Annotated in this window: 24 protein-coding genes and 2 rRNA genes; 19 read left to right on the top strand and 7 right to left on the bottom strand. The window is 63.1% G+C overall.

All coding sequences use genetic code 11. From position 1 onward, the window contains the following. Nucleotides 1-185: 185 nt before the first annotated feature. A 23S ribosomal RNA gene (locus CAFEA_RS10695) occupies nucleotides 186-3265 on the top strand. Between the two features lie 168 nt (nucleotides 3266-3433). Next, a 5S ribosomal RNA gene (gene rrf / locus CAFEA_RS10690) occupies nucleotides 3434-3551 on the top strand. A gap of 1001 nt (nucleotides 3552-4552) precedes the next feature. Here rrf and CAFEA_RS10685 read toward each other — a convergent pair. Then, complete coding sequence (locus CAFEA_RS10685) at nucleotides 4553-5533, bottom strand: pseudouridine synthase (RefSeq protein ID WP_143313337.1); 981 nt, start codon at nucleotides 5531-5533, stop codon at nucleotides 4553-4555. A gap of 22 nt (nucleotides 5534-5555) precedes the next feature. Between CAFEA_RS10685 and CAFEA_RS10680 the strand changes: the two genes are divergently transcribed. The 6 genes from CAFEA_RS10680 (at nucleotide 5556) to CAFEA_RS10655 (ending at nucleotide 8745) form a co-directional block, all read left to right on the top strand. Beyond that, nucleotides 5556-5702 carry a hypothetical protein gene (locus tag CAFEA_RS10680; RefSeq protein ID WP_172796707.1) on the top strand — a complete coding sequence of 49 codons (147 nt, stop codon included), beginning with the start codon at nucleotides 5556-5558 and terminating at the stop codon, nucleotides 5700-5702. A 58-nt stretch (nucleotides 5703-5760) separates the two neighbouring features. Further along, nucleotides 5761-6657: a universal stress protein gene (locus tag CAFEA_RS10675; RefSeq protein WP_063937152.1), complete on the top strand. Its 897-nt coding sequence runs from the start codon at nucleotides 5761-5763 to the stop codon at nucleotides 6655-6657. Between the two features lie 102 nt (nucleotides 6658-6759). Further along, complete coding sequence (locus CAFEA_RS10670; protein WP_035000283.1) at nucleotides 6760-7029, top strand: GlsB/YeaQ/YmgE family stress response membrane protein; 270 nt, start codon at nucleotides 6760-6762, stop codon at nucleotides 7027-7029. Nucleotides 7030-7141: 112 nt separating this feature from the next. Further along, nucleotides 7142-7768 (top strand): TetR/AcrR family transcriptional regulator, encoded by a 627-nt coding sequence (locus tag CAFEA_RS10665; RefSeq protein ID WP_063937153.1) that lies wholly within the window; start codon nucleotides 7142-7144, stop codon nucleotides 7766-7768. 24 nt (nucleotides 7769-7792) lie between these two features. Next, a complete protein-coding gene (locus tag CAFEA_RS10660; protein WP_063937154.1) occupies nucleotides 7793-8590 on the top strand; it encodes a class E sortase in 798 nt (265 codons plus the stop codon). 2 nt (nucleotides 8591-8592) lie between these two features. Beyond that, nucleotides 8593-8745: a hypothetical protein gene (locus CAFEA_RS10655; protein ID WP_035000279.1), complete on the top strand. Its 153-nt coding sequence runs from the start codon at nucleotides 8593-8595 to the stop codon at nucleotides 8743-8745. Nucleotides 8746-8749: 4 nt separating this feature from the next. Here the strand turns inward: CAFEA_RS10655 and CAFEA_RS10650 are convergent, their stop codons facing one another. Beyond that, entirely contained in the window at nucleotides 8750-9703 is a 954-nt protein-coding gene (locus tag CAFEA_RS10650) for a TIGR00730 family Rossman fold protein (RefSeq protein ID WP_253704910.1), read from the bottom strand. Beyond that, a complete protein-coding gene (locus tag CAFEA_RS10645; RefSeq protein WP_063937155.1) occupies nucleotides 9700-10245 on the bottom strand; it encodes a DUF2020 domain-containing protein in 546 nt (181 codons plus the stop codon). Before CAFEA_RS10645 ends, CAFEA_RS10650 begins: the two co-directional genes overlap by 4 nt. Here CAFEA_RS10645 and CAFEA_RS10640 point away from each other — a divergent pair. Together CAFEA_RS10640 and CAFEA_RS10635 are read left to right on the top strand one after the other, a co-directional pair. Next, nucleotides 10244-11521: a sensor histidine kinase gene (locus CAFEA_RS10640; protein ID WP_063937156.1), complete on the top strand. Its 1278-nt coding sequence runs from the start codon at nucleotides 10244-10246 to the stop codon at nucleotides 11519-11521. The genes CAFEA_RS10645 and CAFEA_RS10640 overlap by 2 nt on opposite strands. Next, entirely contained in the window at nucleotides 11499-12137 is a 639-nt protein-coding gene (locus CAFEA_RS10635; protein ID WP_035000276.1) for a LuxR C-terminal-related transcriptional regulator, read from the top strand. Before CAFEA_RS10640 ends, CAFEA_RS10635 begins: the two co-directional genes overlap by 23 nt. A 4-nt stretch (nucleotides 12138-12141) precedes the next feature. Here the strand turns inward: CAFEA_RS10635 and CAFEA_RS10630 are convergent, their stop codons facing one another. Next, nucleotides 12142-12777, bottom strand: a complete 636-nt coding sequence (locus tag CAFEA_RS10630; protein ID WP_063937157.1) for a DUF6474 family protein — start codon at nucleotides 12775-12777, stop codon at nucleotides 12142-12144. Nucleotides 12778-12865: 88 nt separating this feature from the next. Here CAFEA_RS10630 and CAFEA_RS10625 point away from each other — a divergent pair, with 88 nt between their 5' ends. Beyond that, nucleotides 12866-14341, top strand: a complete 1476-nt coding sequence (locus tag CAFEA_RS10625) for a TM0106 family RecB-like putative nuclease (protein ID WP_063937158.1) — start codon at nucleotides 12866-12868, stop codon at nucleotides 14339-14341. A gap of 132 nt (nucleotides 14342-14473) precedes the next feature. On the opposite strand, the gene CAFEA_RS10620 is transcribed toward CAFEA_RS10625, so the two are convergent. Both CAFEA_RS10620 and CAFEA_RS10615 read right to left on the bottom strand, forming a co-directional pair. Continuing rightward, nucleotides 14474-15649, bottom strand: a complete 1176-nt coding sequence (locus CAFEA_RS10620; RefSeq protein ID WP_253704911.1) for an MFS transporter — start codon at nucleotides 15647-15649, stop codon at nucleotides 14474-14476. Nucleotides 15650-15726: 77 nt separating this feature from the next. Further along, entirely contained in the window at nucleotides 15727-16329 is a 603-nt protein-coding gene (locus CAFEA_RS10615) for a superoxide dismutase (protein WP_035000270.1), read from the bottom strand. A gap of 90 nt (nucleotides 16330-16419) precedes the next feature. Here CAFEA_RS10615 and msrA point away from each other — a divergent pair, with 90 nt between their 5' ends. Then, the gene (msrA, locus tag CAFEA_RS10610) at nucleotides 16420-17073 is read left to right on the top strand and encodes a peptide-methionine (S)-S-oxide reductase MsrA (protein WP_063937160.1); all 654 of its coding nucleotides are present in this window, start codon (nucleotides 16420-16422) and stop codon (nucleotides 17071-17073) included. Here msrA and CAFEA_RS10605 read toward each other — a convergent pair whose 3' ends face one another. Beyond that, nucleotides 17074-18990, bottom strand: a complete 1917-nt coding sequence (locus CAFEA_RS10605; RefSeq protein ID WP_253704912.1) for an alpha/beta-hydrolase family protein — start codon at nucleotides 18988-18990, stop codon at nucleotides 17074-17076. 65 nt (nucleotides 18991-19055) lie between these two features. On the opposite strand from CAFEA_RS10605, the gene CAFEA_RS10600 reads away from it, so the two are divergent. From CAFEA_RS10600 to CAFEA_RS10570, 7 genes are all read left to right on the top strand, one after another. Continuing rightward, entirely contained in the window at nucleotides 19056-19814 is a 759-nt protein-coding gene (locus CAFEA_RS10600; RefSeq protein ID WP_082855631.1) for a glycerophosphodiester phosphodiesterase, read from the top strand. Between the two features lie 8 nt (nucleotides 19815-19822). Beyond that, nucleotides 19823-20512, top strand: coding sequence for a glycerophosphodiester phosphodiesterase family protein (locus CAFEA_RS10595; RefSeq protein WP_063937161.1), 690 nt, complete (start codon nucleotides 19823-19825; stop codon nucleotides 20510-20512). Between the two features lie 37 nt (nucleotides 20513-20549). Further along, a complete protein-coding gene (locus CAFEA_RS10590) occupies nucleotides 20550-21473 on the top strand; it encodes a DUF5926 family protein (RefSeq protein WP_035000266.1) in 924 nt (307 codons plus the stop codon). Nucleotides 21474-21685: 212 nt separating this feature from the next. Beyond that, entirely contained in the window at nucleotides 21686-22639 is a 954-nt protein-coding gene (locus CAFEA_RS10585; protein WP_063937162.1) for a carbohydrate ABC transporter permease, read from the top strand. Nucleotides 22640-22825: 186 nt separating this feature from the next. After that, nucleotides 22826-23635, top strand: coding sequence for a carbohydrate ABC transporter permease (locus CAFEA_RS10580; protein ID WP_238635462.1), 810 nt, complete (start codon nucleotides 22826-22828; stop codon nucleotides 23633-23635). 39 nt (nucleotides 23636-23674) lie between these two features. Then, nucleotides 23675-24997, top strand: a complete 1323-nt coding sequence (locus CAFEA_RS10575; protein ID WP_200803054.1) for an ABC transporter substrate-binding protein — start codon at nucleotides 23675-23677, stop codon at nucleotides 24995-24997. A gap of 33 nt (nucleotides 24998-25030) precedes the next feature. Continuing rightward, on the top strand, nucleotides 25031-26161 hold the full coding sequence (locus CAFEA_RS10570; RefSeq protein WP_063937164.1) for an ABC transporter ATP-binding protein: 1131 nt from the start codon (nucleotides 25031-25033) through the stop codon (nucleotides 26159-26161). Nucleotides 26162-26313 lie beyond the last annotated feature (152 nt).

The following is a 26313-nucleotide window of genomic DNA, read 5'->3' as shown; positions in this document are numbered from 1 at the left end:
GTTTTTCGTTGGTGCACTGTTGGGTGTCTGGGGCAGCATTGGTTGTTCCTGTTGGGCCCTGCGTACACGGCTGCAGTGTTTGTGGCTGTTTGTGTGTGGGGTTGTGTTGTGTGAGAACTGTATAGTGGACGCGAGTATCTTTCTTTTTTGTGTTTTGGTGTTTATACCTGTTTGTTTGTGTGTCCGTGTGTTTTGTTACGGGCGTATGGTGGATGCCTTGGCATGCTGAGCCGATGAAGGACGTGTGAGGCTGCGTTATGCCTCGGGGAGTTGCCAACAAAGCGTTGATCCGAGGATGTCCGAATGGGGAAACCCAGCACCGGTTGTGTGGTGTTACCCGCAGGTGAATTCATAGTCTGTGTGGGGGTTGACGCGGGGAAGTGAAACATCTCAGTACCCGTAGGAGAAGAAAACAATTGTGATTCCGTGTGTAGTGGCGAGCGATAGCGGATGAGGCTAAACCGTGTGCGTGTGATACCTGGCAGGGGTTGCGTGTGCGGTGTTGTGGGGCGCAAATGTTGCAGGCTGCCGACTGCAAGCGCAACGCATATGCATCAGCGGAAGCATCTGGGATGGTGCACCGGAGTAGGTGAATAGTCCTGTACGTGAAGGTGTGTGTGGTTGTGTTGTTTGTGTTCCCGAGTAGCAGCGGGCTCGTGGAATCTGCTGTGAATCTGCCGGGACCACCCGGTAAGCCTAAATACTCAGTGTGACCGATAGTGAATGAAGTACCGTGAGGGAATGGTGAAAAGTACCCCGGGAGGGGAGTGAAAGAGTTCCTGAAACCATGCGCTTACAATCCGTCAGAGCACCTTGTGTGTGATGGCGTGCCTTTTGAAGAATGAGCCTGCGAGTCAGCGGCATGTCGCGAGGTTAACCCGTTTGTGTGGGGTAGTCGTAGCGAAAGCGAATCCGAATAGGGTGGCAAGTGGCATGTCCTGGACCCGAAGCGGGGTGATCTACCCATGGCCAGTGTGAAGCAGCTGTAAGAGGTTGTGGAGGCGCGAACCCACTTAGGTTGAAAACTGAGGGGATGAGCTGTGGGTAGGGGTGAAAGGCCAATCAAACTCCGTGATAGCTGGTTCTCCCCGAAATGCATTTAGGTGCAGCGTGATGTGAGCTTGCCGGAGGTAGAGCTACTGGTTGGTTGAGCGGGACTATCATCTTAGCGACGTCAGCCAAACTCCGAATACCGGTTATAGTGGTGCATTGCAGTGAGACTGTGGGGGATAAGCTTCATAGTCGAGAGGGAAACAGCCCAGATCGCCGGTTAAGGCCCCTAAGGGTGTGCTAAGTGGAAAAGGATGTGGGATCGCGAAGACAGCCAGGAGGTTGGCTTAGAAGCAGCCATCCTTGAAAGAGTGCGTAATAGCTCACTGGTCGAGTGGTTCCGCGCCGACAATTCAGTGGGGCTCAAGCACACCGCCGAAGCCGCGGCAAACAATTTTGTTGTTTGGGTAGGGGAGCGTCGTGTGTGGGGTGAAGCCGTATCGGAAGGAGCGGTGGACTGCATGCGAGTGAGAATGCAGGCATGAGTAACGAATGGCAAGTGAGAATCTTGCCCGCCGGATGACTAAGGGTTCCTGGGTCAAGTTCGTCTTCCCAGGGTGAGTCGGGTCCTAAGGCGAGGCCGACAGGCGTAGTCGATGGTTAACGGGTTGATATTCCCGTACCCGTATGTGCGCGCCCAGTATCGAAGCGGTGAGACTAACCACCCTGATCTGCCGATCGTTGCCATCCCTTCGGGGATGGTTGGTTGGTGGTGATGCGTGGGGCCTGATCCGTTGTAGGTCAGTGATGGGGTGACGCAGTGAGGTAGCTAAGCCGCTTATTGGATTGCGGTGCAAGCGTGTGGCACGACAACATTGGTCAAATCCGGTTGTCATCAAGTGTGAGGCGTGATGCGTAGCCCGAATCGGGTGATGTTGGTGATCCTGTACTGCCGAGAAAAGCCTCTAGCGATGTGCATGTACGGCCCGTACCCATAACCGACACAGGTGGTCAGGTAGAAAATACTAAGGCGAGCGGGTGAACTGTGGTTAAGGAACTCGGCAAAATGCCCCCGTAACTTCGGGAGAAGGGGGACCACAACCGGTGACACACATTCGTGTTGAGCTGGTTGGGGTCGCAGAGAAGAGAGGGGAGCGACTGTTTATCAAAAACACAGGTCCGTGCGAAGACGGTTAAGTTGATGTATACGGACTGACGCCTGCCCGGTGCTGGAAGGTTAAGAGGACCCGTTAGGACGTTGTCCGAAGCGGAGAATTTAAGCCCCAGTAAACGGCGGTGGTAACTATAACCATCCTAAGGTAGCGAAATTCCTTGTCGGGTAAGTTCCGACCTGCACGAATGGCGTAACGACTCCCCTGCTGTCTCAACCACAGGCCCGGTGAAATTGCAGTACGAGTAAAGATGCTCGTTTCGCGCGGCAGGACGAAAAGACCCCGGGACCTTCACTATAGCTTGGTATTGGCATTCGGTGCGGTTTGTGTAGGATAGGTGGGAGACTTGGAAGCATGCACGCCAGTGTGTGTGGAGTCGTTGTTGAAATACCACTCTGACCGTAGTGGATATCTAACCTTGGCCCATGATCTGGGTTGGGGACAGTGCCTGGTGGGTAGTTTAACTGGGGCGGTTGCCTCCCAAAATGTAACGGAGGCGCCCAAAGGTTCCCTCAGCCTGGTTGGCAATCAGGTGTGTAGAGTGTAAGTGCACAAGGGAGCTTGACTGCGAGACTTACAAGTCGAGCAGGGACGAAAGTCGGGACTAGTGATCCGGCACCTACTTGTGGATGTGGTGTCGCTCAACGGATAAAAGGTACCCCGGGGATAACAGGCTGATCTTCCCCAAGAGTCCATATCGACGGGATGGTTTGGCACCTCGATGTCGGCTCGTCGCATCCTGGGGCTGGAGTAGGTCCCAAGGGTTGGGCTGTTCGCCCATTAAAGCGGCACGCGAGCTGGGTTCAGAACGTCGTGAGACAGTTCGGTCTCTATCCGCCGCGCGCGTTGAAACTTGAAGAAGGCTGTCCCTAGTACGAGAGGACCGGGACGGACGTACCTCTAGTGTGCCAGTTGTTCCGCCAGGAGCACGGCTGGTTGGCTACGTACGGGAGGGATAACCGCTGAAAGCATCTAAGCGGGAAGCCTGTTTTAAGATGAGGTTTCATTTGAGGTTCCCAGGAGACTACTGGGTTGATAGGCCGGACCTGGAAGCACAGCAATGTGTGGAGGCGACCGGTACTAATACACCAATAAACACCATTCACACACCAATAGGTTGTGAACACCGCGAAGAAACACAAAGAAACGTTTTGCTTGCGTCCACTGTGCAGTCACTGACACAACACACCAACCCGGCTACACACCGGGATGGCCAACGTGTAATTGCATAACGCTGAATTGTTGATCAGCCGCACATGCCCCAAAGGTGTGTCGGTGGTTGATGGCGGCGGGGAAACGCCCGGTCCCATTCCGAACCCGGAAGCTAAGCCCGCCCGCGCCGATGGTACTGCTCCCGGGAGGGAGTGGGAGAGTAGGTTACCGCCGACCCAACAACTTCACACAAGCACCCGCCGCACCAACACTGATGGTGCGGCGGGTGCTTTTTCATGTGCCCAATTTCATATGCCCAACCAGTGACCCACCAAATCACGTGGGTGGAAAACAGCGCGCTCGTCAACGAAACCCTCGGCCACACTCCGCATTGCGGACGACCGCACCCGCACCCATCATTGGTGCACACCAACCAATTCCGTGCCCGGGCCTCACTCCGCATTGCGGACAACCACACCCGCACCCATCATTGGCGCACACCCACCAATTCCGTGCCCGGGCCTCACTCCGCATTGCGGACAACCACGGCGGCACCCATCATTGGCGCACACCCATGAAAACCCCAGGCGGAACCACCCGGCGGGACGCGACCTGCCAACGAGGGGCCGCATAGGTTGCGGGGACAGCAGCAACGACGATGCCTACTGCGGGGCGAAAGTCGAGTACCGGACGTCGAGTACGCCCGCGTACACCGACGGACTCGACCTCCATTACTCGACCAACAACGCACCCACGAAAACCTGGGGCCGGGCCCGACTCCGCATTGCGGACAACCCCAGATGCACCCATGATTGGTGCGCACCCACCAACTCCGCACCCGGGCCCGACTCCGCATTGCGGACAACCACGGCGGCACCCATCATTGGTGTGCACCCACGAACTATAGATCGGGGCCACAGTCCGCATTGTGGACAACTGCGCCTGCACCAACAACCGGTGCTTACCCACGGACCATGTAGCTGGCGGTCTCGTAAAGGTTAACGCCGCTGTTTTCCACCTGGGCAAACAGTCGCCGAAAACGGCCCGATCGTCAACGTTTGCGAAAGCTGCCCCCACGAAACTCCGCATTGCGGACAACTCTTGGTGTACCAACTATGGGGCCGGCCCACGAAACCGCGGTTCAGGACCAGGCTCCACATTGCGGACAACACCTGGTGCACCAACAATGGGGAACACACATAAATCGTTATACAGGTAGCGGCCTAGAGTAACGGCGGCTACATGGTTGGCCAGGTCTCGCTCAGTCGGAACTTCCGTTTGCGGCCGCGCAGCGGGTCGGTGAATTCCAGAGCTGTGCATCGCAGCAGCATCGGCACCGAAAAGTCCTCGGTGCTTGCCGGCATCAGATTGGGGTAGATCCTGTCGCCGAGGATTGGTGCCGCCTCCGCCATCATTTGGACGCGGAGTTGGTGGGTGCGGCCGGTTTCGGGCTGCAGCACATACCGCCCCAGCGCGCCTGAAACGCCGTAGCGCTTTTGCAACGCCACTTCTACGGCGGGTTCTAACCGCGAAACGTTCGACACCACGGTCGAGGCGTTCGGCTCGGCGTCTGGCACCAACCGGGCAGCGGGCTCGCCGGATTCTTTGGTCAGGTGGTGGTGCCAGGGGGTGGCCGGAGGGACGTCGTGAAGCAAGGCGATTGCTTCGTATTCCTTGCGTACCTCGCGGCGCGCGAAGAGTTCCTGGTAAGCGCCGCGGATCTCGCGGCGTTTCGTCAGCAAGAGTAGTCCGGATGTTGCCCGGTCAAGGCGGTGTGCGGGCGTGAGCTCTTCGTTGCCGGTCGCGCGTCGCAGTCTCACGGTGGCGGTCTCGGTGATGTGGGACGCGCGCGGCATGGTAGCCAAAAATGGCGGTTTGTTTACGACAAGGAGGTCGTCGTCCTCAAATACCGTGGTGATTTCGAAGGGCACTGGCTTCTCGGGCGCGGGCCGGCGGTAGAAGAAGACGTCGGTGCCGGGTTCCAGCCAGGTCTCTGCGGTTAAATGGGAGCCATCGCGCTTGACGACGGCACCTTCGGCGAACCTTGCCAAGACCGCATCCACGTTGTCCTCGGGATGGCGGTGGCGCTGGGTGGACACGAGATGCCAGATGAATTCGGCGGCCGAGATACCCGGCCCTTCTGGCACGCGTGCGCGGGTGGCGCCGAGGCCGTCGCGAGGCGGGAGCGGCCCTGTATTCTTTGTCTTTTTCCGTGCCATGCTGTGTAGTAGATTAGCCGCCATGGATTTAGGGTCTTTGGTTGAACCGCTGACGGCATTTTTCTCCGAGGGTATCGGTAAGGCCATCATGGACGTTCTGAGTGTGATTTACCAGGTGCTGTTCCCCGCGAACGCCCCTGCGGCGACGCCGCAGGAACTGCCGCGCTAACACGCCGGACAGCAGTAGACTGGGGTTATAACCAGCCGATCTGAGGGAAGGTTTGTATATGACCCAGGAAGATATCGTTGTCGTTGCCGTAGACGGCAGCCCCGCCTCCGACAATGCAGTCCGTTGGGCTGCAAATACGGCGATGAAGCGCAACATTCCGCTGCGCCTCGCGGCGGCGTACTCGATGCCGCAGTTCCTGTACGCGGAAGGCATGGTGCCGCCGCAGGAGGTCTTCGACGAGCTGCAGCGTGAAACCTTGCAGACCGTGGACCGTGCGCGCGAGATCGCGCTCGAGGTGGCGCCAGACCTGCACATCGGCCACGCGGTAGCGGAAGGCTCGGCGATTGACATGCTGCTGGAGATGTCCAAGGAATCCACCATGGTGGTGATGGGGTCCCGCGGTTTGAGCGGGATCTCCGGCATGGTGCTCGGCTCGGTGTCCGGCGCCGTGGTTTCTCACGCGTCCTGCCCGGTAGTGGTCGTGCGTGAAGACAACGCTGTGACGGAAGCGAACAAGTACGGCCCTGTCGTCGTCGGCGTGGACGGTTCTGAAGTGTCGCGTCGCGCCACAGAGGTGGCCTTTGAGGAGGCAGCCGCCCGCGGTGCGGAGCTGCACGCGGTGCACACCTGGGTGGACACCCAGATCCAGGGGCCGGGAGCAGGCTACGCGGTCTCCGAGGACCACTGGAAGGCTGTGCGAGCGGAGAAGGACGAGCTGTTGAGCTCGTACCTGAATGAGCTTTCGGAGCAGTACCCGGACGTGGTGGTAAAGAAGGTCATCACCCGCGACCGCCCGGTGCGTGCGCTCGCAGCAGCTGCGCAGGGTGCACAGCTGCTGGTCACCGGCTCGCACGGCCGCGGCGGATTCAAGGGCATGCTGCTGGGCTCGACTTCGCGCGCGCTGCTGCAGGAGGCACCGTGCCCCATGATGGTCGTGCGTACACAAGATTTGTAAGCGAATTGTTACGCAACTGCATGCAATGCGTTGCTCGCCCAATCTATAAGGGGCGCATAATGGCTCCCGTACTGATTAACAATTAGAAGGGTTTGAAACACTATGGCACCTGCAATGGGTCTTATCGGTTGGATTGTTATCGGCGGTCTTGCTGGCTGGATCGGTTCGAAGATCCAGAACCGTGACGCACAGATGGGCATCGGCCTGAACATCGTGGTCGGCATTATCGGCGGTCTGCTTGGCGGCTGGCTGCTCTCCGTGTTCGGCGTCGACGTTGCCGGTGGCGGGCTGTTCTTCAGCTTCCTCACCTGCCTGCTCGGCGCGGTGATCTTGCTGTGGATCATCAATCTGGTGACCAGCAAGCGTCGATAGGCGAAAGTGTGAAATCCCTCGGGTGGAACCCGGGGGATTTTTTCGTGCCCAGTGGACTATACGTACCGGTTTGTCTATATTGATATGCGACCGACGCACGAAGGAGTTTTCCTTGGCCACCACCAGCAAGAAGAAGCCAGCGCAGCGACGCCGGGACCGGCCGAGCCCGCGCCAGCGGCTGCTGGACGCTGCAACAAAACTGTTCACCGAAGAGGGCATTCGCGTCATCGGCATCGACCGGATCCTGCGCGAAGCGGACGTGGCAAAGGCCTCGCTGTACTCGCTGCTGGGCTCGAAGGACAGCCTCGTCATCGCCTACCTGGAGCAGCTGGACGAGCAGTTCCGCGCCCGCTGGGGTGAGCGCGCAGCGAAGGCGCCGGACGCGGACGCGAAGATCCTCGCATTCTTCGACATGGCTATCGACGAAGAGCCGGACAAGGACTTCCGCGGCTCTCCTTTCCTCAACGCCGCGGGCGAATACCCGCGCCCCGAGGTGGAGTCGGAAGAGCGCATCATCGCAGCGTGCATGGCGCACCGCTCCTGGATGCACGAAACGATCACGGCGTTATTGACGGAGAAGAACGGCTACGAGTCCTCCGCGCTGGCGGATGAGCTGCTGATCTTCCTCGATGGCGGGCTGTCTGGCGCGAGGATCCTGCACAGCATCGAGCCGCTGCGCACCGCACGCGCGCTGGCGGAAAACACCTTGGGCGCGCCGCCGCCGGATTACTCCATCTAGCGCGCCGACGCTACGCTGAGCTGCATGACCACGGCCCACATGCACACGCAGCCGCGCCGCATCACCGCCTCGCAGGTGATTGGCGAGTTGCTGCTCACGTTCGGCGTGCTACTGCTGTTGTTCGCCTTCTACGAGTCTTATTGGACCAACATCGCCTCCGGCCGGATGCAGGATGAGGCGCAGACTCGCCTGGAAGAGCAGTGGGTCAACCCCCGCCAAGCCAAAACCACTGAGCTGGGCGACGCGTTCGCGCGCATGTACATCCCGGCGTTCGGCCAGGACTACCAGTTCGCCATCGTGGAAGGCGTGCAGGAGCACCAGTTGCTTACCGGCCCAGGCCACTACCCGGGCACGCAGCAGCCGGGCGAGGACGGCAACTTCGCCGTGGCCGGGCACCGCGTGGGCAAGGGCGCACCGTTTAACGACTTGGGTGCGCTGAAGGTTTGCGACGCCATCGTGGTGGAGACGCAGACCGAGTGGGTGACCTACCGCGTGCTGCCGATGTCGCAGGACCCGGGGGAGCGCCGCAGAGAGGGAATCGATTGCCTGCCCGGCGAGCTGAACGAGCGTATCGCGGCTGGCGACTACGCGCAGGTCAAGGGCCGCGAGATTACGCTTCCGGGCGACATCGAGGTGGTCAACCCCATCCCGGGCAACAGCTCGACGAAGGTGGAGCCGGGCACGGAGGGCCTGATCACGCTGACCACGTGCCACCCGCAGTTCTCCAACGCGGAGCGCATGATTATCCACGCGGTGCGCACGGAGGTGCAGCCGAAGGACCCGTCGGGTGCGGTGCCGGATGTAATGAAAGAGGTGCGATAACGATGTATGCGGCACTGTGGCGCAAGCTTCCCGGCCCCGCGCCGGTGAAGTGGCTGCTCACCCTGATCATTTTAGTGGGCGTGTTTTTCCTGCTCATGGAGGTTGTCTACCCGTGGGTGTCGTCGATGATGCCGTACAACGACGTCGCGGTGTAGCCGACTAGAGCCAGCGTGGCACCGGCGGCGCCCATGCGCGCAGTTTGGCCAGGAGCTCCTGCGGGTCGTCGGCGACGACCATATGCGCGCGGTCCGTCGGGCGCATGAAGCCCTGGTCCACCATGTGGTCGATCATCGCCACCAGCGGCGCCCAGAATTCGCTGCCCAGCAGCCCGATGGGTTTTTGGTGCAGGCCGAGTTGTTGGCTGGTCCATTCCTCGAACAGCTCGTCGAGGGTGCCGGCGCCGCCGGGCAGGGCCACGATGGCGTCGGCAAGCTCGCTCATGCGGGCCTTGCGCTCGGACATGGTGGTCACCACCTCGAGGCGCTCGAGGCCTTCGTACTGCAGCTCGTAGTTGGCTAGGTGCTCGGTGAGTATGCCAATGCTTGTCGACGCCCCTTCGGCCACCTCACCCATCAGCCCCACCTTTGACCCGCCGTAGACCAAAGTGATGTCGGCGTCCGCGAGCGCCTCGCCGAACGCCCTGGCCAACGCGGCGTTGTTCGGGTTGGTGCCCTCGCGCGCCCCGGCGTAGACGGCGATGGCTTCGATCTCGCGGGACTTCAGCGCCGGGAAAATCTCGCCGCGCAGCAGCGGTGCGAGCTCGGCATCGGGGGCCGTGGGGTCGATCCAGCGGGCCTCGGCGATCTCCGCGGCAGGCGCGGGGGACAGGCCGGTGCCGGGGTGCAAAAACACCGTGGAAGTGACGGTGCAGCCTGGCTCGTTGGAGGCGGGTGCGCTGAACTGGCCCAGGTAGCTCAAATCTTCCGGGTCGACGTCCAAGCCGACCTCCTCCCGGGTCTCGCGCAGCGCGGTGTCCACCAGCGTCTCGCCGGGCTCCGGCTTGCCGCCCGGCAGCTGGAACCGCGGGCTGGTGTGTTTGCGAACGCACAGCACGCGGCCCTGCTCGTCGGTGAACACGATGGCGGCTACGGAGATCATCACGGGACTATTCACAGGGCCAGGTTAGCGATTACTTCTTTCGCCACCGTTTCGGCCTTGACGGACTCGTGCTGGTTGGTGAACACCGCCACCGCGGTGGGCCCCTTGGCCACGGCGTACGCTGCGCCGATGCGGCCGGGCACGTCCCCGCCGCCGTGGCGGCCGCCGTCCCACCCGCCGGGCAGCGTCGCCGGCTGGGTCAGGTCCACCGGGGCGACGAAGTCCACCACGGCTCGGGCGTCTTCCACAGAATCCATGTGGCGCACCAGCACGGTCAGCTGCGGCTCCTCGGGGTAGGACCAGAACTGGCAGGCTGGCGGGTTGAAGCGGGTGTCCGTGCCCACGCCGGTGACGCGCTGGCCGTTGGTCTGCGCGACCCATTCGGTGTCCAGGTAGGGGCACTCGGTCCAGCTATCGCGCGGGGTGTCGGGCAGGGCCTGCACGGGCAGGGTGGGTTCGGGCGCGGGGGCGGCCGAAGGGTCGTCGATAGGCGAAGGCTCCTGCGAACACCCGGCGAGGGCGAGCACGAACAGGGCGGTGGGTACTCTCAGACGCATGAGCTCCAGATTAGTGCTGTTGGAGCAGCATCCCGGAAAGACCGCGGACTACCGGGCGCTCGACTCGGGCATCACGGTGCTGGCGGTGTGCCTCATGCTCGTCTCCTTCGGTGCGCTCGCGCGTATGCCGCTCAATAGCGCGCTGCTGCACATTGTGATGACCGCGGCGTTCGCATTTTTGCTGTTCTACGGCATGGTGGAGATGTACCGCTGGGGCATGTGGGGGCGTGTGGCGTGGATGCTGGGGGCGACGGCGGTGTGGGTGGCGGACATGACCGTCTCGCCAGTAGCCGTGTACTGGGTGTTCGTGCTGTTCTTCGTGGCGTTGCGCGCCTTTGACAACTGGATCGGCTACGCGTGGGTGGTGGTGTGCCTGGGCATTGCGATTGGCATGCAGGTCCCGACCGGTCTCACCCTCGGCGGGATCATGGGCCCGGCGCTGTCCGCGGTGGTTGTGGTGGCGATCGCGTACGCCTTCGACACCATCACCCGCGTGAGCCGCGAGAGGCAGCAGCTTATCGACGAACTGCTGGCCACACGCGACCGCCTCGCCGACACCGAACGCGCCGCCGGCGTGGCCCAGGAGCGCGAACGCCTCGCGCACGAGCTGCACGACACGGTGGCGCAGAACCTGTCGTCGATCCAGATGCTGCTGCATTCGGCGGAGCAGGACGTGCGGGCAAGCGGGCTGCCGGAGGATAAGGTGCAGGCGCCGCTGAGGAAGATGGAGACGGCGCGCCGGGCGGCTTCCAACAACCTGGCGGAGACCCGCGCGATGATCGCCGCGCTCGCGCCGGCGCCGCTGACGGAGTCCTCGCTGCGCGACGCGCTGGTGCGGGTGGCCGGCGACTTCGGCGAGGCAGGCGGCCTGGACATCGGGGTGGAAGTCGACGGCGAGGCGGTGCCGCTGCCGATGCGGGTGGAGGCCGGGCTGCTGCGCATTGCTCAGGGTGCGGTGTCCAACGTGATCAACCACGCCGAGGCGAGTATTGCCCGCATCACCCTGACCTACGCGCCGGAGGAGGTGCGCCTGGACGTGGTGGACAACGGCCGCGGTTTCGACGTTAACGCGCAGGGGCTCAAACCCAGCGGGCTGGGCCACCTGGGGCTGGACGCGATGCGCTCGCGCGCCGTGGAGCTGGGCGGAAAGTTGGAGATCGAGTCCGCACCCGGCGGGCCGACGGCGCTGACCGTGGCTGTGCCGGTTAGGATCAACCAAAAGACTGACCTTGATTCTAGCGAGGAGACCGACGTTGATCCGGGTACTGCTGGCTGACGACCACGAGATTGTCCGCCTCGGCCTGCGCTCCGTACTGGAGGCCGCCGAGGACATCAAAGTGGTGGCCGAGGTAGCCACCGCCGAAGGCGCGATTGCCACCGCGCAGGCCGGCGGCATCGATGTCATCCTCATGGACCTGCGCTTCGGCGCCGGCGCGGAAGGCCAGCGCGTGACCACCGGCGCCCAAGCCACCGCCGCGATTCGGGCCAACATGCCCCACCCACCCAAGGTGCTGGTGGTGACCAACTACGACACGGACGCCGACATCCTCGGTGCCATCGAGGCCGGCGCCGTGGGCTACCTGCTTAAAGACGCCCCGCCGGAGGAGCTCGTCGCGGCTGTGCGCTCCACCGCACGCGGCGATGCCACCATGTCCCCCGTCGTGCGCGACCGGCTCGAATCCCGCGAGCGCACCCCGCGCTCGTCGCTCACCCCGCGCGAGCTGGAGGTGCTGCAGCTGGTCGCCGCCGGCTCCTCCAACCGCGAAATCGGCCGCCAGCTCATGCTCTCCGAGGCGACCGTGAAATCCCACCTCGTCCACATTTACGACAAGCTGGGCGTGCGCTCGCGCACCTCCGCCGTGGCGTCAGCGCGCGAGCAGGGCGTGCTGTAGCGGCTTATTTGGACAGCTTGGCGTGCACTTCTGCCGCCAGCTTGTTCAGGTCCTCGTCGATGGAGTTGTGCGCTAGGCGGCGCTGCTCCGGGTTGGCGTGCTCGGCGTTGCGCACGGCCTGCTCCAGCTCGTCCAGGCGCACGCGCGCGTCGCCCTTGAAGCCCTCGCCGAGGTTGTCGGTGTGCTCGACGTTCTGCCGGACGGCGTCGATACGCGCCTTGAGCTCGGCGCCGCGGCCGGAGTGGCGCGCGAGATCCTGCGACGTCAGCCCCAGACCGGCGGCGCGGTTGTTCACCTGGCCCTGCTGGAGGGAGGTCAGCGCCTTGTACGCCAGCGGCAGCAGCACCGGCACCAGCACGCGTGCGGCGGAGACCCACTGCTTCGCCTTCTTCTGGGTGATGCCGGACTCCTGGATGCGCTTCAGGTGCGCCTTGGCCAGGTCCTTCTCGTGCTTCCGCTTGCGCTTCAGGCCCTTCTTCTCTTCCTTGAGCAGGCGCTTTTCCGCCTTGTCCAGGAGTTTGGCCACGCGCTCGTCGGCCTTCGCCTCCTGCTTGGCCAGCTGGCGTGCGTGCGACTGCGCGGCCTTGACCTCGGCCTTCGTCTTGGCGCGGGACTTGCGGATGGCCTCGAAAACACCCATGGTTTTATCTCCTCTAATCGTTCGCTCTAACGCCCATTCACTGTACCTTCCGGGGCACTACCCCTGCCCAGGTATCGTTTGAGGCATTGTGAGTAACGAACCTGTGCGTGCTTCAGACCTCGTGGGCTGCCGCTTCCGCCAGCGGCAGCGCCGCGCGCACCCGGACGTACCCGAATTGCCGGAGGCGCTGCTGCGCCAGCCGCAGATCGACGCCGCCCGCGCCACCGTGTTCGACCTGCTGCCCGTCAAACGCGCGGTGGGCGACGGCGCCGGCAAGACTTTTGTGCGTGTGGACATCGACCCCGGGTCGGACCGTGTGGCCGCAACGCAGGATGCTTTTCGACGCCGCGCGCACCTGATCACCAACGCCACCTTGGTTGGCGCGGTGGAGGGCATAGACGCGGAGGCGGACGTGGACGTGCTCGTGCGCACCGACGCCGGGTATTTGCCCGTGGTGATTTCCAACCACCGAGTGGCGCGGGCTCATCCGAGCGCCGAGCTTTTCATGATCCCCACCGGGCGCCTGGGCCTGGCCCAGCCGTTGACGGTGCACGCGAAGGCGCGCCACCACACCGTGGACGGCTATCGCGTCACGCTTGCGCACCTGCTGCTCGGTGAGCGCGCGGACGGCCGCGCGGCTGTGATCGGGCAGGACCGCACGCGCGCGTACCTGTGCGAGCCGGAGCGCTACATCGAGTCGCTTATCGGCGCGCTGCTGGCGCCGCTGCCAGACGAGCCCAAGCGGTTGAAACAGTGCGCCACCTGCCGTTTTTGGCCATTGTGCGAGCCGCGCCTGGTTGAGCTCGACGACATCTCGCTGCTGCTTCCGGGCGGCCGCGGCGACTACTGGCGTGAGCGCGGCATCCATACGGTGCAGCAGCTTATCGACGAAGCTCCGCCCGAACCCGCCGCCCTCGCCCGCGCCTGGCGCGCCGGCATTCCCATCCTGCGGCGATCCGATTTCACGCCCGCACCCCGCGCCGACGTGGAGGTGGACGTGGACATGGAGGCATACCTGGACCAAGGGGCCTACCTGTGGGGTACCTTCGACAGCACCGACTACCGCGCCTTCGCTACCTGGGACGAGGTCGGCGGCGACGCCGAGGAGGAAAACTTCGCCGCGTTCTGGTCCTGGCTGATGGCGCGACGGGCCGCGGCGCATGCGGAGGGCAAGACCTTCCGCGCCTACTGCTACGCCGCGGGCGGGGAGAACCACTGGCTGCGCTCGTCGGCCAAGCGCTTCGCCTCCGTAGATGCCGGGGAAGTTGCCGCGTTCATCGCCTCCGACGAGTGGGTGGACGTGTTCGCCCATGTGCGCCGTTCGCTCGTGGGCACCGACGGGCTGGGCCTGAAGGTGCTTGGTCCGGTGGTCGGCTTTGAGTGGGAAGACGACGACGTCGACGGCGAGCGCTCCCTCGCCCTGCGCCGCGCCGCCCGGTTTGGCGACCAGGCTGCCCGCGACATGCTGCTGCGCTACAACGAGGACGACTGCCGCGCCACCCGCGCGGTGCGCGACTTCCTGGACGCCGGCGCGCCGGGCGTGCCGGAGTTCGGCAGCGTGTAATCGAATCTGCTAGTTCATCATTTGGGGCAACTAGCAGATCACGTGTCCAACTTTCTGATTGCCCAGGTGATGTTGAAACTGAGTGCCAGTAAGGAGCGGATCTGCTAGTGGTACTTTTGCGCAACTAGCAGATCAGTACCGCTCCGCCTTCCACAGCGCCGTTGACACCAGTGCCAGCCCGCCGAGCAGCGCCACCAGCACCGCGACGAACCCTGCCCACGGCAAACCCTCGTACGCCCAGCCGGTCGCCGCACCCAGGATGGACGAGCCCATGTAGTAGCAGAACACGTACATGCTGGACGCTTCTGCGCGGTCGCGCTCGGCAATGAGCCCGACCCAACCGGAGGCCGTGGAGTGCAGCGCGAAGAAGCTGGCGGTGAACACCAGCAGGCCCGCCAAAGCGATCCAGAGGCTCGGCGCTGCGACGGCCAATGCGCCCAACAACATCATCGTCGCGGAGGCGAGCACGACCACGCCGCGCCCGTAGCGTCGTGAAAGTGCCCCGGCCCGCGCGCTGGACCAGGTGCCGGACAGGTACACCACGTACACCAGGCCCGACAGTGCCGCGGGCAGCCCGTAGTCAAGCACGGCGCGGAAGCCGAAGAAGTTGTACATGGACACGAACACGCCCATGGCGATGAACGCGGTGGCATACAGCCCCACCAGCCGCGGGTTGCGCAGGTGGCCCAGCATCGCGCCCACTTCGACGCTGGGGCGTATCGACGCCTTCGGCACGAAGTTGCGCTGCTGCGGCAACGCCCACGCCGCCAAGGCCGCCAAGGTGAACGCCACGAGCGCGCTGCCGAACATGGCCCATCGCCAGGAGGTGACCTCCAGAAGCCCGGCGGGGATAAGGCGCCCGCTTAAGCCCCCGATGGAGTTACCGGCGATGTACAGGCCCATCGCGCCGGGCAGGTCGCGCGAATCGAGTTCTTCGGACAACCAGGTCATGGCAACAGCCGGGGTGCCGGCGATGAGCGCGCCCTGCACCGCGCGCAACGCGATGAGTTGCCCCGCCGTCTGCGCCAGCGGGAGTGCGAGGCCGAGCGCGGTCGCGCCCAGCGCCGAGACCACCAGCACGCGCCCGCGGCCGTACTTCTCCGACAGGATGGAGGCAGGCACCACGCACAGTGCGAGCGCGCCGGTGGCGGCGGAGACGGTCAGCGCGGCGGTGGACGGGCTCACCGCCAACTCCGTGGTGAGCGTGGGCAGCAGCGCTTGTGTTGCGTACAACGCGTTGAAGATGGCTAGCCCGAATGCGAGCATGGCCCACGTTGCGCGACGGTATTCCGGGCTGCCTTTCTGCATGCCCACCATGCTAGGAAAGAAAAACCCCGGCCGGGCACAAATGTGCGGGGCCGGGGAAGGGCGGTAGCTTAACGTCGTTAAGCGGATGCCTTTGCGTAACGCTCGTTGACGTCGTCCCAGTTGACAACGTTCCACCATGCCTCAACGTAGTCAGCCTTGACGTTCTTGTACTGCAGGTAGAACGCGTGCTCCCACATATCCAGCATGAGCACCGGGGTGAAGTCCACGGAGATGTTGCCCTGCTGGTCGGTCAGCTGCTGGATGATCAGGCGGCCGGCGATGTGGTCGTAGCCGAGCACTGCCCAGCCGGAGCCCTGCAGGCCGGTGGCCACGCCAGCGAACTGCTTCTTGAAGGCCTCGAAGGAACCGAAGTCGCGGTCGATCGCCTCAGCGATCTCGCCGGTCGGGTTGCCGCCAGCGTTCGGCGCCATGTTCTTCCAGAAGATGGAGTGGTTGGTGTGGCCACCCAGGTTGAACGCCAGGTTCTTGGACAGGGCGCGCAGGCGGTCCGGGTTAGCCTCACCGTTGCGCTCAGCCTCGAGGGCCTCGAGAGCGGCGTTGGCGCCAGCGACGTAGGTCGCGTGGTGCTTGTCGTGGTGCAGCGTCATAATCTCAGAGGAGATGTGCGGCTCCAGCGCGTCGTATGCGTAGGGGAGATCGGGAAGCTCGTAAACAGCCATGATTGATTCCTTTCGTCTGCGAATCAGTTGCGGGCCCCATGGTAGAGAAAATTTGGGAACAGTGTTGTGAGGTAATCCGTTGTAGGGGGCATGGGATTTCTTTTCGCACCTGAGCCAAAGCTTGTCGACGCCAACTCCGCCCTCCCCGGCCGCCCCGAGCCCATCCTCGCCAACCCGCGCGAGCACGCCGTGCTGGGCACACCCACCACGGGGCCGTGGCGCGAGGGACAAAAACGCGTGCTGGTGGGCATCGGCTGCTTCTGGGGCGCGGAGAAGATGTACTGGCAGATGGACGGCGTGAACTCCACGTCGGTGGGCTACGCCGGCGGGATCACCCCGAACCCGACCTACCGCGAGGTGTGCAGCGGTCAGACCAACCACGTCGAAGCGGTGGAGGTGGTCTACGACCCGGAGGTGATCACGCTGAAAGAAATTGTGAAGGCTGCGCTGGAGGCGCACGACCCGACGCAGGGCTACCGCCAGGGCAACGACGTGGGCACGCAGTACCGCTCCGCCTTCTACACCGACACCGAAGAAGAGGCGCAGCAGATCCGCGGGTGGATCCGCCAGTATGAGCAGGACCTGCAAAGCGCCGGTTACGGCGACATCACCACCGAGGTGAAATCCGCGGAGGCCGGCGGCGTGCGCTACTACCTGGCCGAGGAAGAGCACCAGCAGTACCTGCACAAGGTGCCAAACGGCTACTGCCCGCACCACTCCACCGGCGTGGCCTGCGGGATCTAGCTAGTAGCCGTGCTTAGAAGGGAAACCGTCCGTCGGCATTCGGGTCTTCGTGGCGTCGTTGTGGATCCAGCGTGACACACGCACCAGCTCGGGGCGGGAAAGCGCTTGGGCGTGCGCGTCGTCGCCCGCGCCGTGGATGACCGCGTTCCAATAGGCGACCGTCTCATCGTGGTAGTTGTGCCCGTGCGGTGAGGGGTAGTTCTTTGACGGCAGCTGGTCAATGCCCACCTGCCAGTACGTCACCAGCGGCATCCACCGCATCGTGTCCAGCGCGTCCAAGTGCTGGGCGGCGGGGGCGGGTTCGCCGCGCGAGCCGGGCTCGCGCAGCCAGTCCGGGGCCTTCCACGCCAGGGACGGCTCCCACCACACCACTGGGTCGGAGGCGTGCTGGGCAAACACAAAGCGGGGTTCTTCCCAGCTGTTGCGGTAGGCGTTGCCACGGAAGTCGTGGCGCAGGTGTGCGGGATGGGCGGTGAAGCGGACGTGGCGGCCGCCGTCGATAAGCGGGAGGCGCTGCGGAGAGCCCTTCTCGCGGTGCCTGGTCAGGTAGCTGTGGTTGCGGGCAAACCCGGGCGTGCCGGTGAACACGCCGCCTGAGGTGTGCTCGAGGAACTCCTCGACGGTTTCGAACGCGTCCGAGACCCCGTACGCGCCCAGCGACTCGCCACCGACGTACAGCTTCGGGCGATCGTGAGGGTCGATTCTCTCCAGCTCGCGGCGGATCGCCTCGATGAGCACGCGCGAGGAGTTCACCGGGTTTTTGCGGTCCGCCAAGTACGAATACGCCGAAGGTAGGTAGGAGTACTGCATGGCCACCACGGCCGAGTCGCCGCGGGTGACAAACTCGAAGCCCGAGGTGTGAAAGTCGTTGATCCACCCCGTGCCCGCCGCCGACATCACCGCGATGTGGCTGCGTTCGAAGGCGCCGGTGCGGTGCATCTCCTTGATTGCGACGGCGGCCATAGCCTCGAAATCCGGGGTGTCCTCCGTGCCCAAGTCCAGGCCCACGAAGATGCGGATCGGCTCCATCGCCTCGCCCTCGAGCAGGCGCTCAATGTCGGCCTTGCGCGGCCCGCCGGCCGCCACCGCGCGGCCCTGGCGACCCATCGTGTCCCAATCCACCAGCGAGTCAGGCGAACCGGAACGCTCGGCGCGCTGTGGCTGGTCCGCGCCACGCATGAACTCGCGATCCAGCTCCTGGGCCTGGCGGCTTACGCGCACCGCGAAGCGGCGCACCACCATCTGGTCGCCCACCAAAATCAGCAGGGCGCCGCCGCCCGCGATCGCCAGCGGCCAGGACGCCACCGGCGGCAGCTTCTTGCCCAACAGCTCGTTGATCGCGTCGATGAACGCCTGGATCGCGTCGCCGATCAGCAGCACCACGCCGTAGCCCAGCGTGCCCAGCGTGATGCCAAGGATCTGCGGGCTGACCTTGAACTTCTCGTCGCTTTCCAACAGCTGTTCCTGGTGCGCGCGTCTGCGCAACGACGTGGCAAACACGCCGGCGGTCACCCCGGTCATGGCCAGGCGCACCGGGGCCGGAAGCAAACTCTGCGGTTCGTCGGAGCGGACGGGGCGGAGGGCTTGCGAAGCTACCGTCGCAAAGCCATGGCCCATGCCCTGCAACACACCCACGTTCGCCGCTGTCGCCCACCAACTGTGCGGCAGCAGCGACGGCGACACCGCACCCCACGTCGCCACCTCAGCCCCCGCAAGCCCCGCGCGGAAACTCGGCGGCAAACGGCGCAGACCGCCCATGCGCACGCCCGGGGAAATGTCGGCCAACACCTCCAACACGCCCATCGGCAACGCCAGCACACCGTCGCGCCTGACGGAATAGCGCGAACGCGCGCGTTGCAGCGCATCCGGCAGCTGATGCAAAGCCTTGCGGGCGTGGTCGAGGAAGTTGGAAGGCACGGAAGCGATTGTTCCAAAAATATTCCGGTCGCGGGGCCCGCTGCGCGCGGGTAGCCTCAGGGGCCGTGAGCGAACTGAGGGTTCCCAAGATTGTTGCGCACCGCGGATTCTCCGGCCACCACCCGGAGCTGACGCGCCGGGCGTTCGAAGAAGCGTTGAAACTGCCCATCCACGGCATCGAATGCGACGTGCGCTTGAGCCGCGACGGGCGCGTGGTGGTCTTCCACGACGCTTCGGTCAACCGCACCACCGACGGCCGCGGTCGCGTGGACTGCATGGACTTCGCTGATTTGCGCCGGCTCAACTGCGGAACCGCCGACGAGCCGCAGCAAATCATGTGCCTGGAAGAACTGCTTGAACTGATGCAGGACTACCCCGACAAGCACATCTACATCGAAACCAAACACCCCACCATCTACGGGCCCGAAGTGGACGAGCAGACACTCCGCACCCTGCGTTACGCCGGGCTACACGAATCCGAGAACGTGCACGTGATCTCGTTTTCCCACCGCGCCGTGCGCTACTTCACCCACATGGCGCCCGAGCTGGAGACCTTCTACCTGTTCCGCCTTAAAGAGATGCGGTGGAACAAGAAGAACCACATGTTCTCCCGCCCCTATGGCGTCGGGCCTGCGCTACAGCACCTGCAAATACGCCGCGAGTTGCTGGGCTACCGGGGGTTGCGCACCTACACCTGGACCGTGAACACCCCACGCCAGATGCGTTGGTGCGCCGACAACGGCGTCGATGTCATCGCCACCGACCTCCCGGACGTCGCACTCGCTGCGTTCGAGCAGGTGCCGGCCGCGGCGGTGGCGGGGTAGGGGCGACGATGGCCGGCATTATCGCCCACCGTGGCTTCAACGGGCTTTACCCAGAGAACACGCGCCGTGCGTTCGAAGAAGCGCTCAAGCTGGACATCGTAGGTATCGAGTGCGACGTAAACCTTTCCAAGGACGGCCAGGTGGTGGTTATTCACGACCTCACCGTGGACCGCACTTCGGATGGCGCCGGCGAAGTTGCGCAGATGACTATCGACGAGCTCCGCAAACTCAACGTCGGCACCAACGATGATCCGCAGCAGATCATGCTGCTGGACGAGCTGCTGGATCTGCTCGACCGATATCCCGGCAAACACATTCTGATTGAGACGAAGCACCCATCGCCGTTCGGCGCGGCGCTCGAGGAGGCAGTCGCCGAGGTGCTGCGCTCACGCGGAATGGACGTGGACGAGCGGGTCCACCTTATTTCTTTCGATCCTGGCGCGATTGAGCGGTCCCAGCGATTGCTCCCAGATATCGACACGTTTCTGCTGGTGAATGGGACGTTTTCGCCTGTGGGGGACTGCGATGCAGGACCGAGTGTGCGGCAAGCCAAAGCGCAGCCTGAGCTTCTCGACGGACGGTTCCGTACCTACGTGTGGACCGTGAACCTGCCTAGGGACATGGTGTGGCTGAAAGAAAACGGTGCGTCATTAATCGGCACCGACCTGCCGCACATCGCGCTGGAGACACTGTCTTAAGCCTTGGCGGACATGGGTGTGCTGTAGATTTGCGCCCATGGTGCAACGCAAGCCGAAAAAGAAGAAGAACCGCGAGGACCTGCCCGAGGGCATGACCCGTCGCGAGGCCAAGCTGGCCGCCCGCGCTGCCGAGCGCGAGAAGCTGCAGAAGGACCCCCGCCCGTTCGGCGGCCTAGCCGCAGAGGCCGACCTGGTCGCCCTGCAGGAGTTCGTGCCGTCCGCTGTGACCACCTATGACATCAAGGGCACCCCGGTGAACATCGCCAGCGTGCTGCCGGGCGCCGGCGCCGCGCTGGTGCGCGAGGAGTCGCAGGGAGGCGAGCGTTTCGTGGCCCTGCAGGTCACCTCCCACTCCCAGAACCCGGGCCGCGACCTCGCGTACGCCCTGAACTGGGTCGTCGACGCGAAGCCGGGCGAGACGCTGCAGTCCACCGTCGCCGATGGTTCGCAGCCGGAGCTCACTTCGCTTATCGACGCAGACGCGACGCCCGAGATCACCACCTACCAGGACTTCTCCTGGTGGTTCCCTGAAGGTGCCGCAGTGCCGCCGCAGATCCAGCAGGCGCTGCAGCAGGCCAACGACGCCGTCCTGCCGTCCGAGAAGGTCGGCGCGGACCTGCCGGGCGCGATCTGGTGGGTCAACCCCGGCGGCGGCAAGGCCCACATCCGCTGGGTACGCACCGAGGACAACGAGGCGCAGATGCTCTCCGCTCTGGCCCGCATCGCCGCACGCGGCGAGCTGAACCTGGGCGAAGGCACCAAGTTCGCCGGCGCCTTCCGCACCCACGGCCTGGTCGTGCCGGTGTTCGACCTCGACCCGTCCGTGGAGGCAGGCTCATATGAGGAGGCGCTGACCGCGCTGAACACGAAGATCGAGGCGGAGTACGCCAACGACGCCGCACTGTCTGCCGACGAGCGCAAGCAGTTGGACAACATCAAGTCCCGCCAGGTGACCATCTAGCGAGGAGATCCAACCGGTCACCCTGAACGCGGGGTGGCCGGTTCCGTCGTTTTCACACGCCACTCAGAAATGCTGGCATGAAAATGGTGCGAACATATGACGTTGCCCCGCGACATAGAATTTTTTACGAGCACGATCCGTTCGATCAACGTTTTCTTTAAGACTACTTTAAGTTTACTGTTCGTTCATCAGCAGAGCTTACGGTGCTCTGCATGAATGCGACGATTCCGGCTGTCTCCGTGGAGCCTGAAGTCTCCGAAGAGTACGCGGCATCCCGCGGGAGGGGACGACGGAAAGTTGACTGGCGCCAGGTAGGGCTGGCCACTTTGCTGATTGGCCCGAACCTGCTGCTGCTCATCCTGTTCACCTACCGTCCGTTGGTAGATAACATTCGAATTTCGTTCTACAACTGGAACATTTCCTCGCCAACGATGACGTGGGTAGGGCTACAGAACTACATCGATTGGTTCCAAGCCCCGGAAACCAAGACCATCGTTTGGAACACCCTCATCTTCACTCTCTTCGCTGTCGCTGGGTCGATGGTGATCGGACTTGTGCTTGCAGTCCTGTTGGACCAGAAACTTTTCGGCCGCGCTGCAGTACGATCGATGGTCTTTGCCCCGTACGTCATCGCAGGCGCTGCGATCGGTGTGGCGTTCCAGTTTGTATTCGACCCGCGGTACGGGCTCATCCAGTACTTCCTCAACCTGATGAACATCCCGGTGCCGAATTTCTACCAAAACTCCGGCTGGGCCTTGTTCATGATCACGGTGACTTACATCTGGAAAAACGTCGGTTACGTCTTCGTCATCTACCTTGCCGCCCTGCAGGGGCGTCGCCGCGACCTGGACGAGGCAGCCGAGATCGACGGCACGTCATCGTCCCGCCACTTCTTCCGCGTCGTGCTGCCGCAGCTGCGCGGCACCACGTTCTTTCTCCTGATCACCGTGCTGCTCAGCTCCTTCCAGGTCTTCGACATCATCAATGCGATGACCAGGGGCGGCCCGTTCACTTACGGCACCACGACGATGGTTTTCCAGGTGTATACCGAGACCTTCGTCAACGGACGCGCGGGCTACGGCGCTGCCGTGGCCACGATCATGTTCCTGATTGTCCTGGTTATCACTGTGCTCCAGATCAAGCTGCAGGAAAGGTTGGACAAGTAAATGTCGACAAAATTCTCAGCTGATTCAGGCAAGGCCACAAAACCGGTGTCACAGATCCCGGCAGCGGTCGTGCGGGACGAGGATTCGCTGCCGCCTGTGCCGGGAAGCCAAGCGTCGGGCGAGCCGGTGATCACCGATGCTCAGCGCAATCGTAAAGAAGCACCTGCGGAGACCAGCTCGAAGGGCATGAAAGTCCTCGGCTACATCGCGCTCGTGCTCACGGTGCTGATGATTCTGGTTCCGCTGTACTTCATCGTGATCACTTCGTTCAAGACCTATCAGGACGTGTACTCGGATCCGATTTCGTTCTGGCCGGAACCGATTGTCCCGGAGAACTACGCGCGTGTGTGGGAAACGTCCGGTTTCCCGCAGTACCTGCGTAACTCCATCGGCATCACGCTCATCCTCACCGTGATCGAGGTGGTGCTCGGTGTGTTGTCTGCGTACGCCTTCGCGTTCCTTCGCTTCCCGGGGAGGAACTTGCTTTTTCTTCTGGTAATCGCGGCATTGATGGTGCCCAACCAGATCACCATCATTTCCAACTACTCGCTCGCCGCATCCCTGGGGTGGCGCGATACCTGGACCGGTGTGATCGTGCCTCTGGCAGGTGTGGCTTTCGGCTGCTTCCTCATGCGCAACCACTTCCAATCGCTTCCGGTCGAAATCTTGGAAGCAGCGGAGATGGACGGCGCCGGCTTTTTCGCGAAGCTGTTCAAGGTTGTCTTGCCCATGTCCTGGCCGACCTTGTCGGCGTTCCTGCTGATAACTGTGGTTAACGAATGGAACCAGTACCTCTGGCCGTTCCTCATCACGGACACCCCGGCTGCGGCGACACTGCCAGTGGGCCTGACCCGACTGCAGGATGCAGAGGGTCTGACCAACTGGGCGCCCGTCATGGCCGGCACCGTGTTGACCACTTTGCCCATGATTATCGTGTTCCTCTTTTTGCAAAAACAGATGATCAAGGGCCTGACTGCGGGTGCCGTCAAGGGCTAACTACAAACTCCCTATACCAATCCAAGAATGGAGATTCCCATGTCTAACAACTCACTGACCAAACGTCTCGGTGCTGCTGCCCTGGCTGCCCTCACCGCTGTTTCCCTGACTGCTTGCGCAGGTGGCTCCACCAGCGACGGCGGTAACACCGGCGGCGGTAACGGCGGCGACGAGAACAAGATCGTCTTCTGGTCTAACCACCCGGGTAACTCCCGCGACCTCGAGCTGGAACTCATCGAGGCGTTTGAGAAGGAAAACCCGGATCTGAGCGTCGAGCTTGTCGACGGCGGCGCGAGCTACGAAGAGCTGGCGCAAAAGTTCAACGCTGCGCTTGCTGGCTCGGACCTGCCGGACGTCATTGTCGCCTCCGACGTGACCTGGTTCAACTTCGCCCTGAACGATGCCACCACCCCGCTGAACGATCTGTGGGAGTCCGAGGACATCAATTACGAGTCCTACGTGGACACCCTGCGCGACGATTACCTCTATGAGGGCAAGCACTACGGTGTCCCGTACTCCCGCTCGACCAACCTGATGTACTGGAACACCGACGACCTGGCTGCCGCTGGTCTGCCCACGGACCGCGGTCCTGAGACCTGGCAGGAGTTCGACGCGTGGGCAGCCAAGCTCACAGAGAAGACGGGTAAGCCGGCGCTGACCATCCCGGACGGTTCCAGCTACCTGGACTGGTACTTCCAGGGCATGGTCTGGGCCTTCGGTGGCGGCTACTCCAACGAGTGGGAGCCGAAGTTCTCGGATCCAAAGACCATCGAGGCTGCGAAGTTTCTGCAGGATCAGGTGAACAAGGGCCACATCGAGATCGGTACCGACCCGACCGTGGCATTCGGCAACGGCAACGTCTCTGGACTGCTTGAATCCACCGGCTCGCTGGGTGGTCTGAAGGAGTCCGCAACGGTGCCGTTTATCACCACCTACCTGCCGGGGCCCGGCCCGTCCGCGGCTACGGGCGGTGCTGGCCTGGCTGTTCCGAACGGCATCTCGGACGCGCGCAAGAAGAACGCCGTGAAGTTCATCGACTTCATCACCAACACCGAGAACACCATCATGTTCTCTCAGAAGACCGGCTACATGCCGGTGCGTAAGGACGCACTGGACAACCCGGAGGAGCGCAAGTTCCTGGATGAGAACCCGAACGCGGAGACTGCCATTAAGCAGCTCAACGAAAACACCAAGCCGCAGGACTTCGCGCGCGTGTTTGTGCCGGGCGGCGGCAAGCGCATTGGTGGTGCACTGGACAAAATCACCGTTGGCGGCCAGGACGTGGAGAAGGTCTTCGCGGACCTGGACAAGGAAACCCAGCAGGTTATCGACCGCGACATCACCCCGAAGCTGGACAAGTAGCCTTCCAGGCTCGAGCGAAAGAAGGAGCCGCCCATGGCAACCGTTGAGTTCAGCCAAGCGTCCCGTATCTACGATCCGTCGCGCCCGCCTGCGGTCAGCCGCATCAGTCTGGACATCGCCGACGGTGAGTTCCTCGTTCTGGTCGGTCCGTCCGGCTGCGGCAAGTCGACGACGCTGCGTATGCTCGCAGGGTTGGAGCCGGTAGATGAAGGGCAGATCTTCATCGACGGCGAGGACGTGACGGAAACGCGTCCGCGTGACCGCGACGTCGCCATGGTGTTCCAGTCTTACGCTCTCTATCCAAATATGACGGCGCGCCAGAATATGGCGTTCGCGTTGGAAAACGCCAAGGCGGATAAAGCGACCATCAAGGAACGGGTGGACTTCGCGGCGAAGATGCTGGAGCTCGAGGATCTCCTGGACAAAAAGCCTGCGGCGATGTCCGGTGGTCAGCGGCAGCGCGTGGCCATGGGGCGGGCAATCGTGCGTGAGCCGAAGGTGTTCCTCATGGACGAACCGCTGTCCAACCTGGACGCCAAGCTGCGTGTGTCCACCCGCGCGCAGATTCTGCAGCTGCAACGCAAGTTGCGCACCACCACGGTCTACGTCACTCACGATCAGACCGAGGCAATGACCATGGGTGATCGGGTTTGCGTGCTGAAGAAAGGCATCATTCAGCAGGTTGATACCCCGGCGAACCTGTACAACAACCCGGGCAACACGTTCGTCGCATCGTTTATCGGTTCGCCGGCGATGACGTTGATTGACAACGTGCCGTTCATCGACGGTCACGTCGTCGGCGGCAAGGGCCACGCGCTGGACTATTTCATTACGCGTGAGCTTGCCGCCAAAGTGGAGTCCGATCGCGTGATCGTCGGTGTGCGCCCGGAGAACTGGGAGATCGTCGGCGTGAATCAGCCGGGTGAGCATTACGGGTTGCCGGTTGAGGTCGACATTGTGGAGCACCTCGGCTCCGATCTTTACGTCTACGGGCACCGCCGGGAAACGGCCGACAACGTCATCGCGGTGCGTGGCGACCGCATCACGGTCAAGGTTCCACGCGGCATCGAAGTCAACCACGGCGACACCATCTACCTGCGCCCAATGGAAGGTGGCGTGGTGTTCTTCGACCCGGAGACCGAGATCAACTACGACTACCTTTAACGCTCGGCCGGTTTCGGGCGCGGGCTAACGGCCAAATCCAGCTAGTAAGACCCAGCTATTCGCTGATTTTCGGCGAATAGCTGGGTCTTACTAGCTGGATCCGCGAATTTGGGGCGCTGGGACGCGGGCGCTGGGACGCGGGGGCCGGGCGC

Source organism: Corynebacterium afermentans subsp. afermentans (genome assembly GCF_030408355.1).
GTDB classification, from domain to species: domain Bacteria; phylum Actinomycetota; class Actinomycetes; order Mycobacteriales; family Mycobacteriaceae; genus Corynebacterium; species Corynebacterium afermentans.
This window is presented reverse-complemented; position numbering and strand designations above follow the sequence as displayed.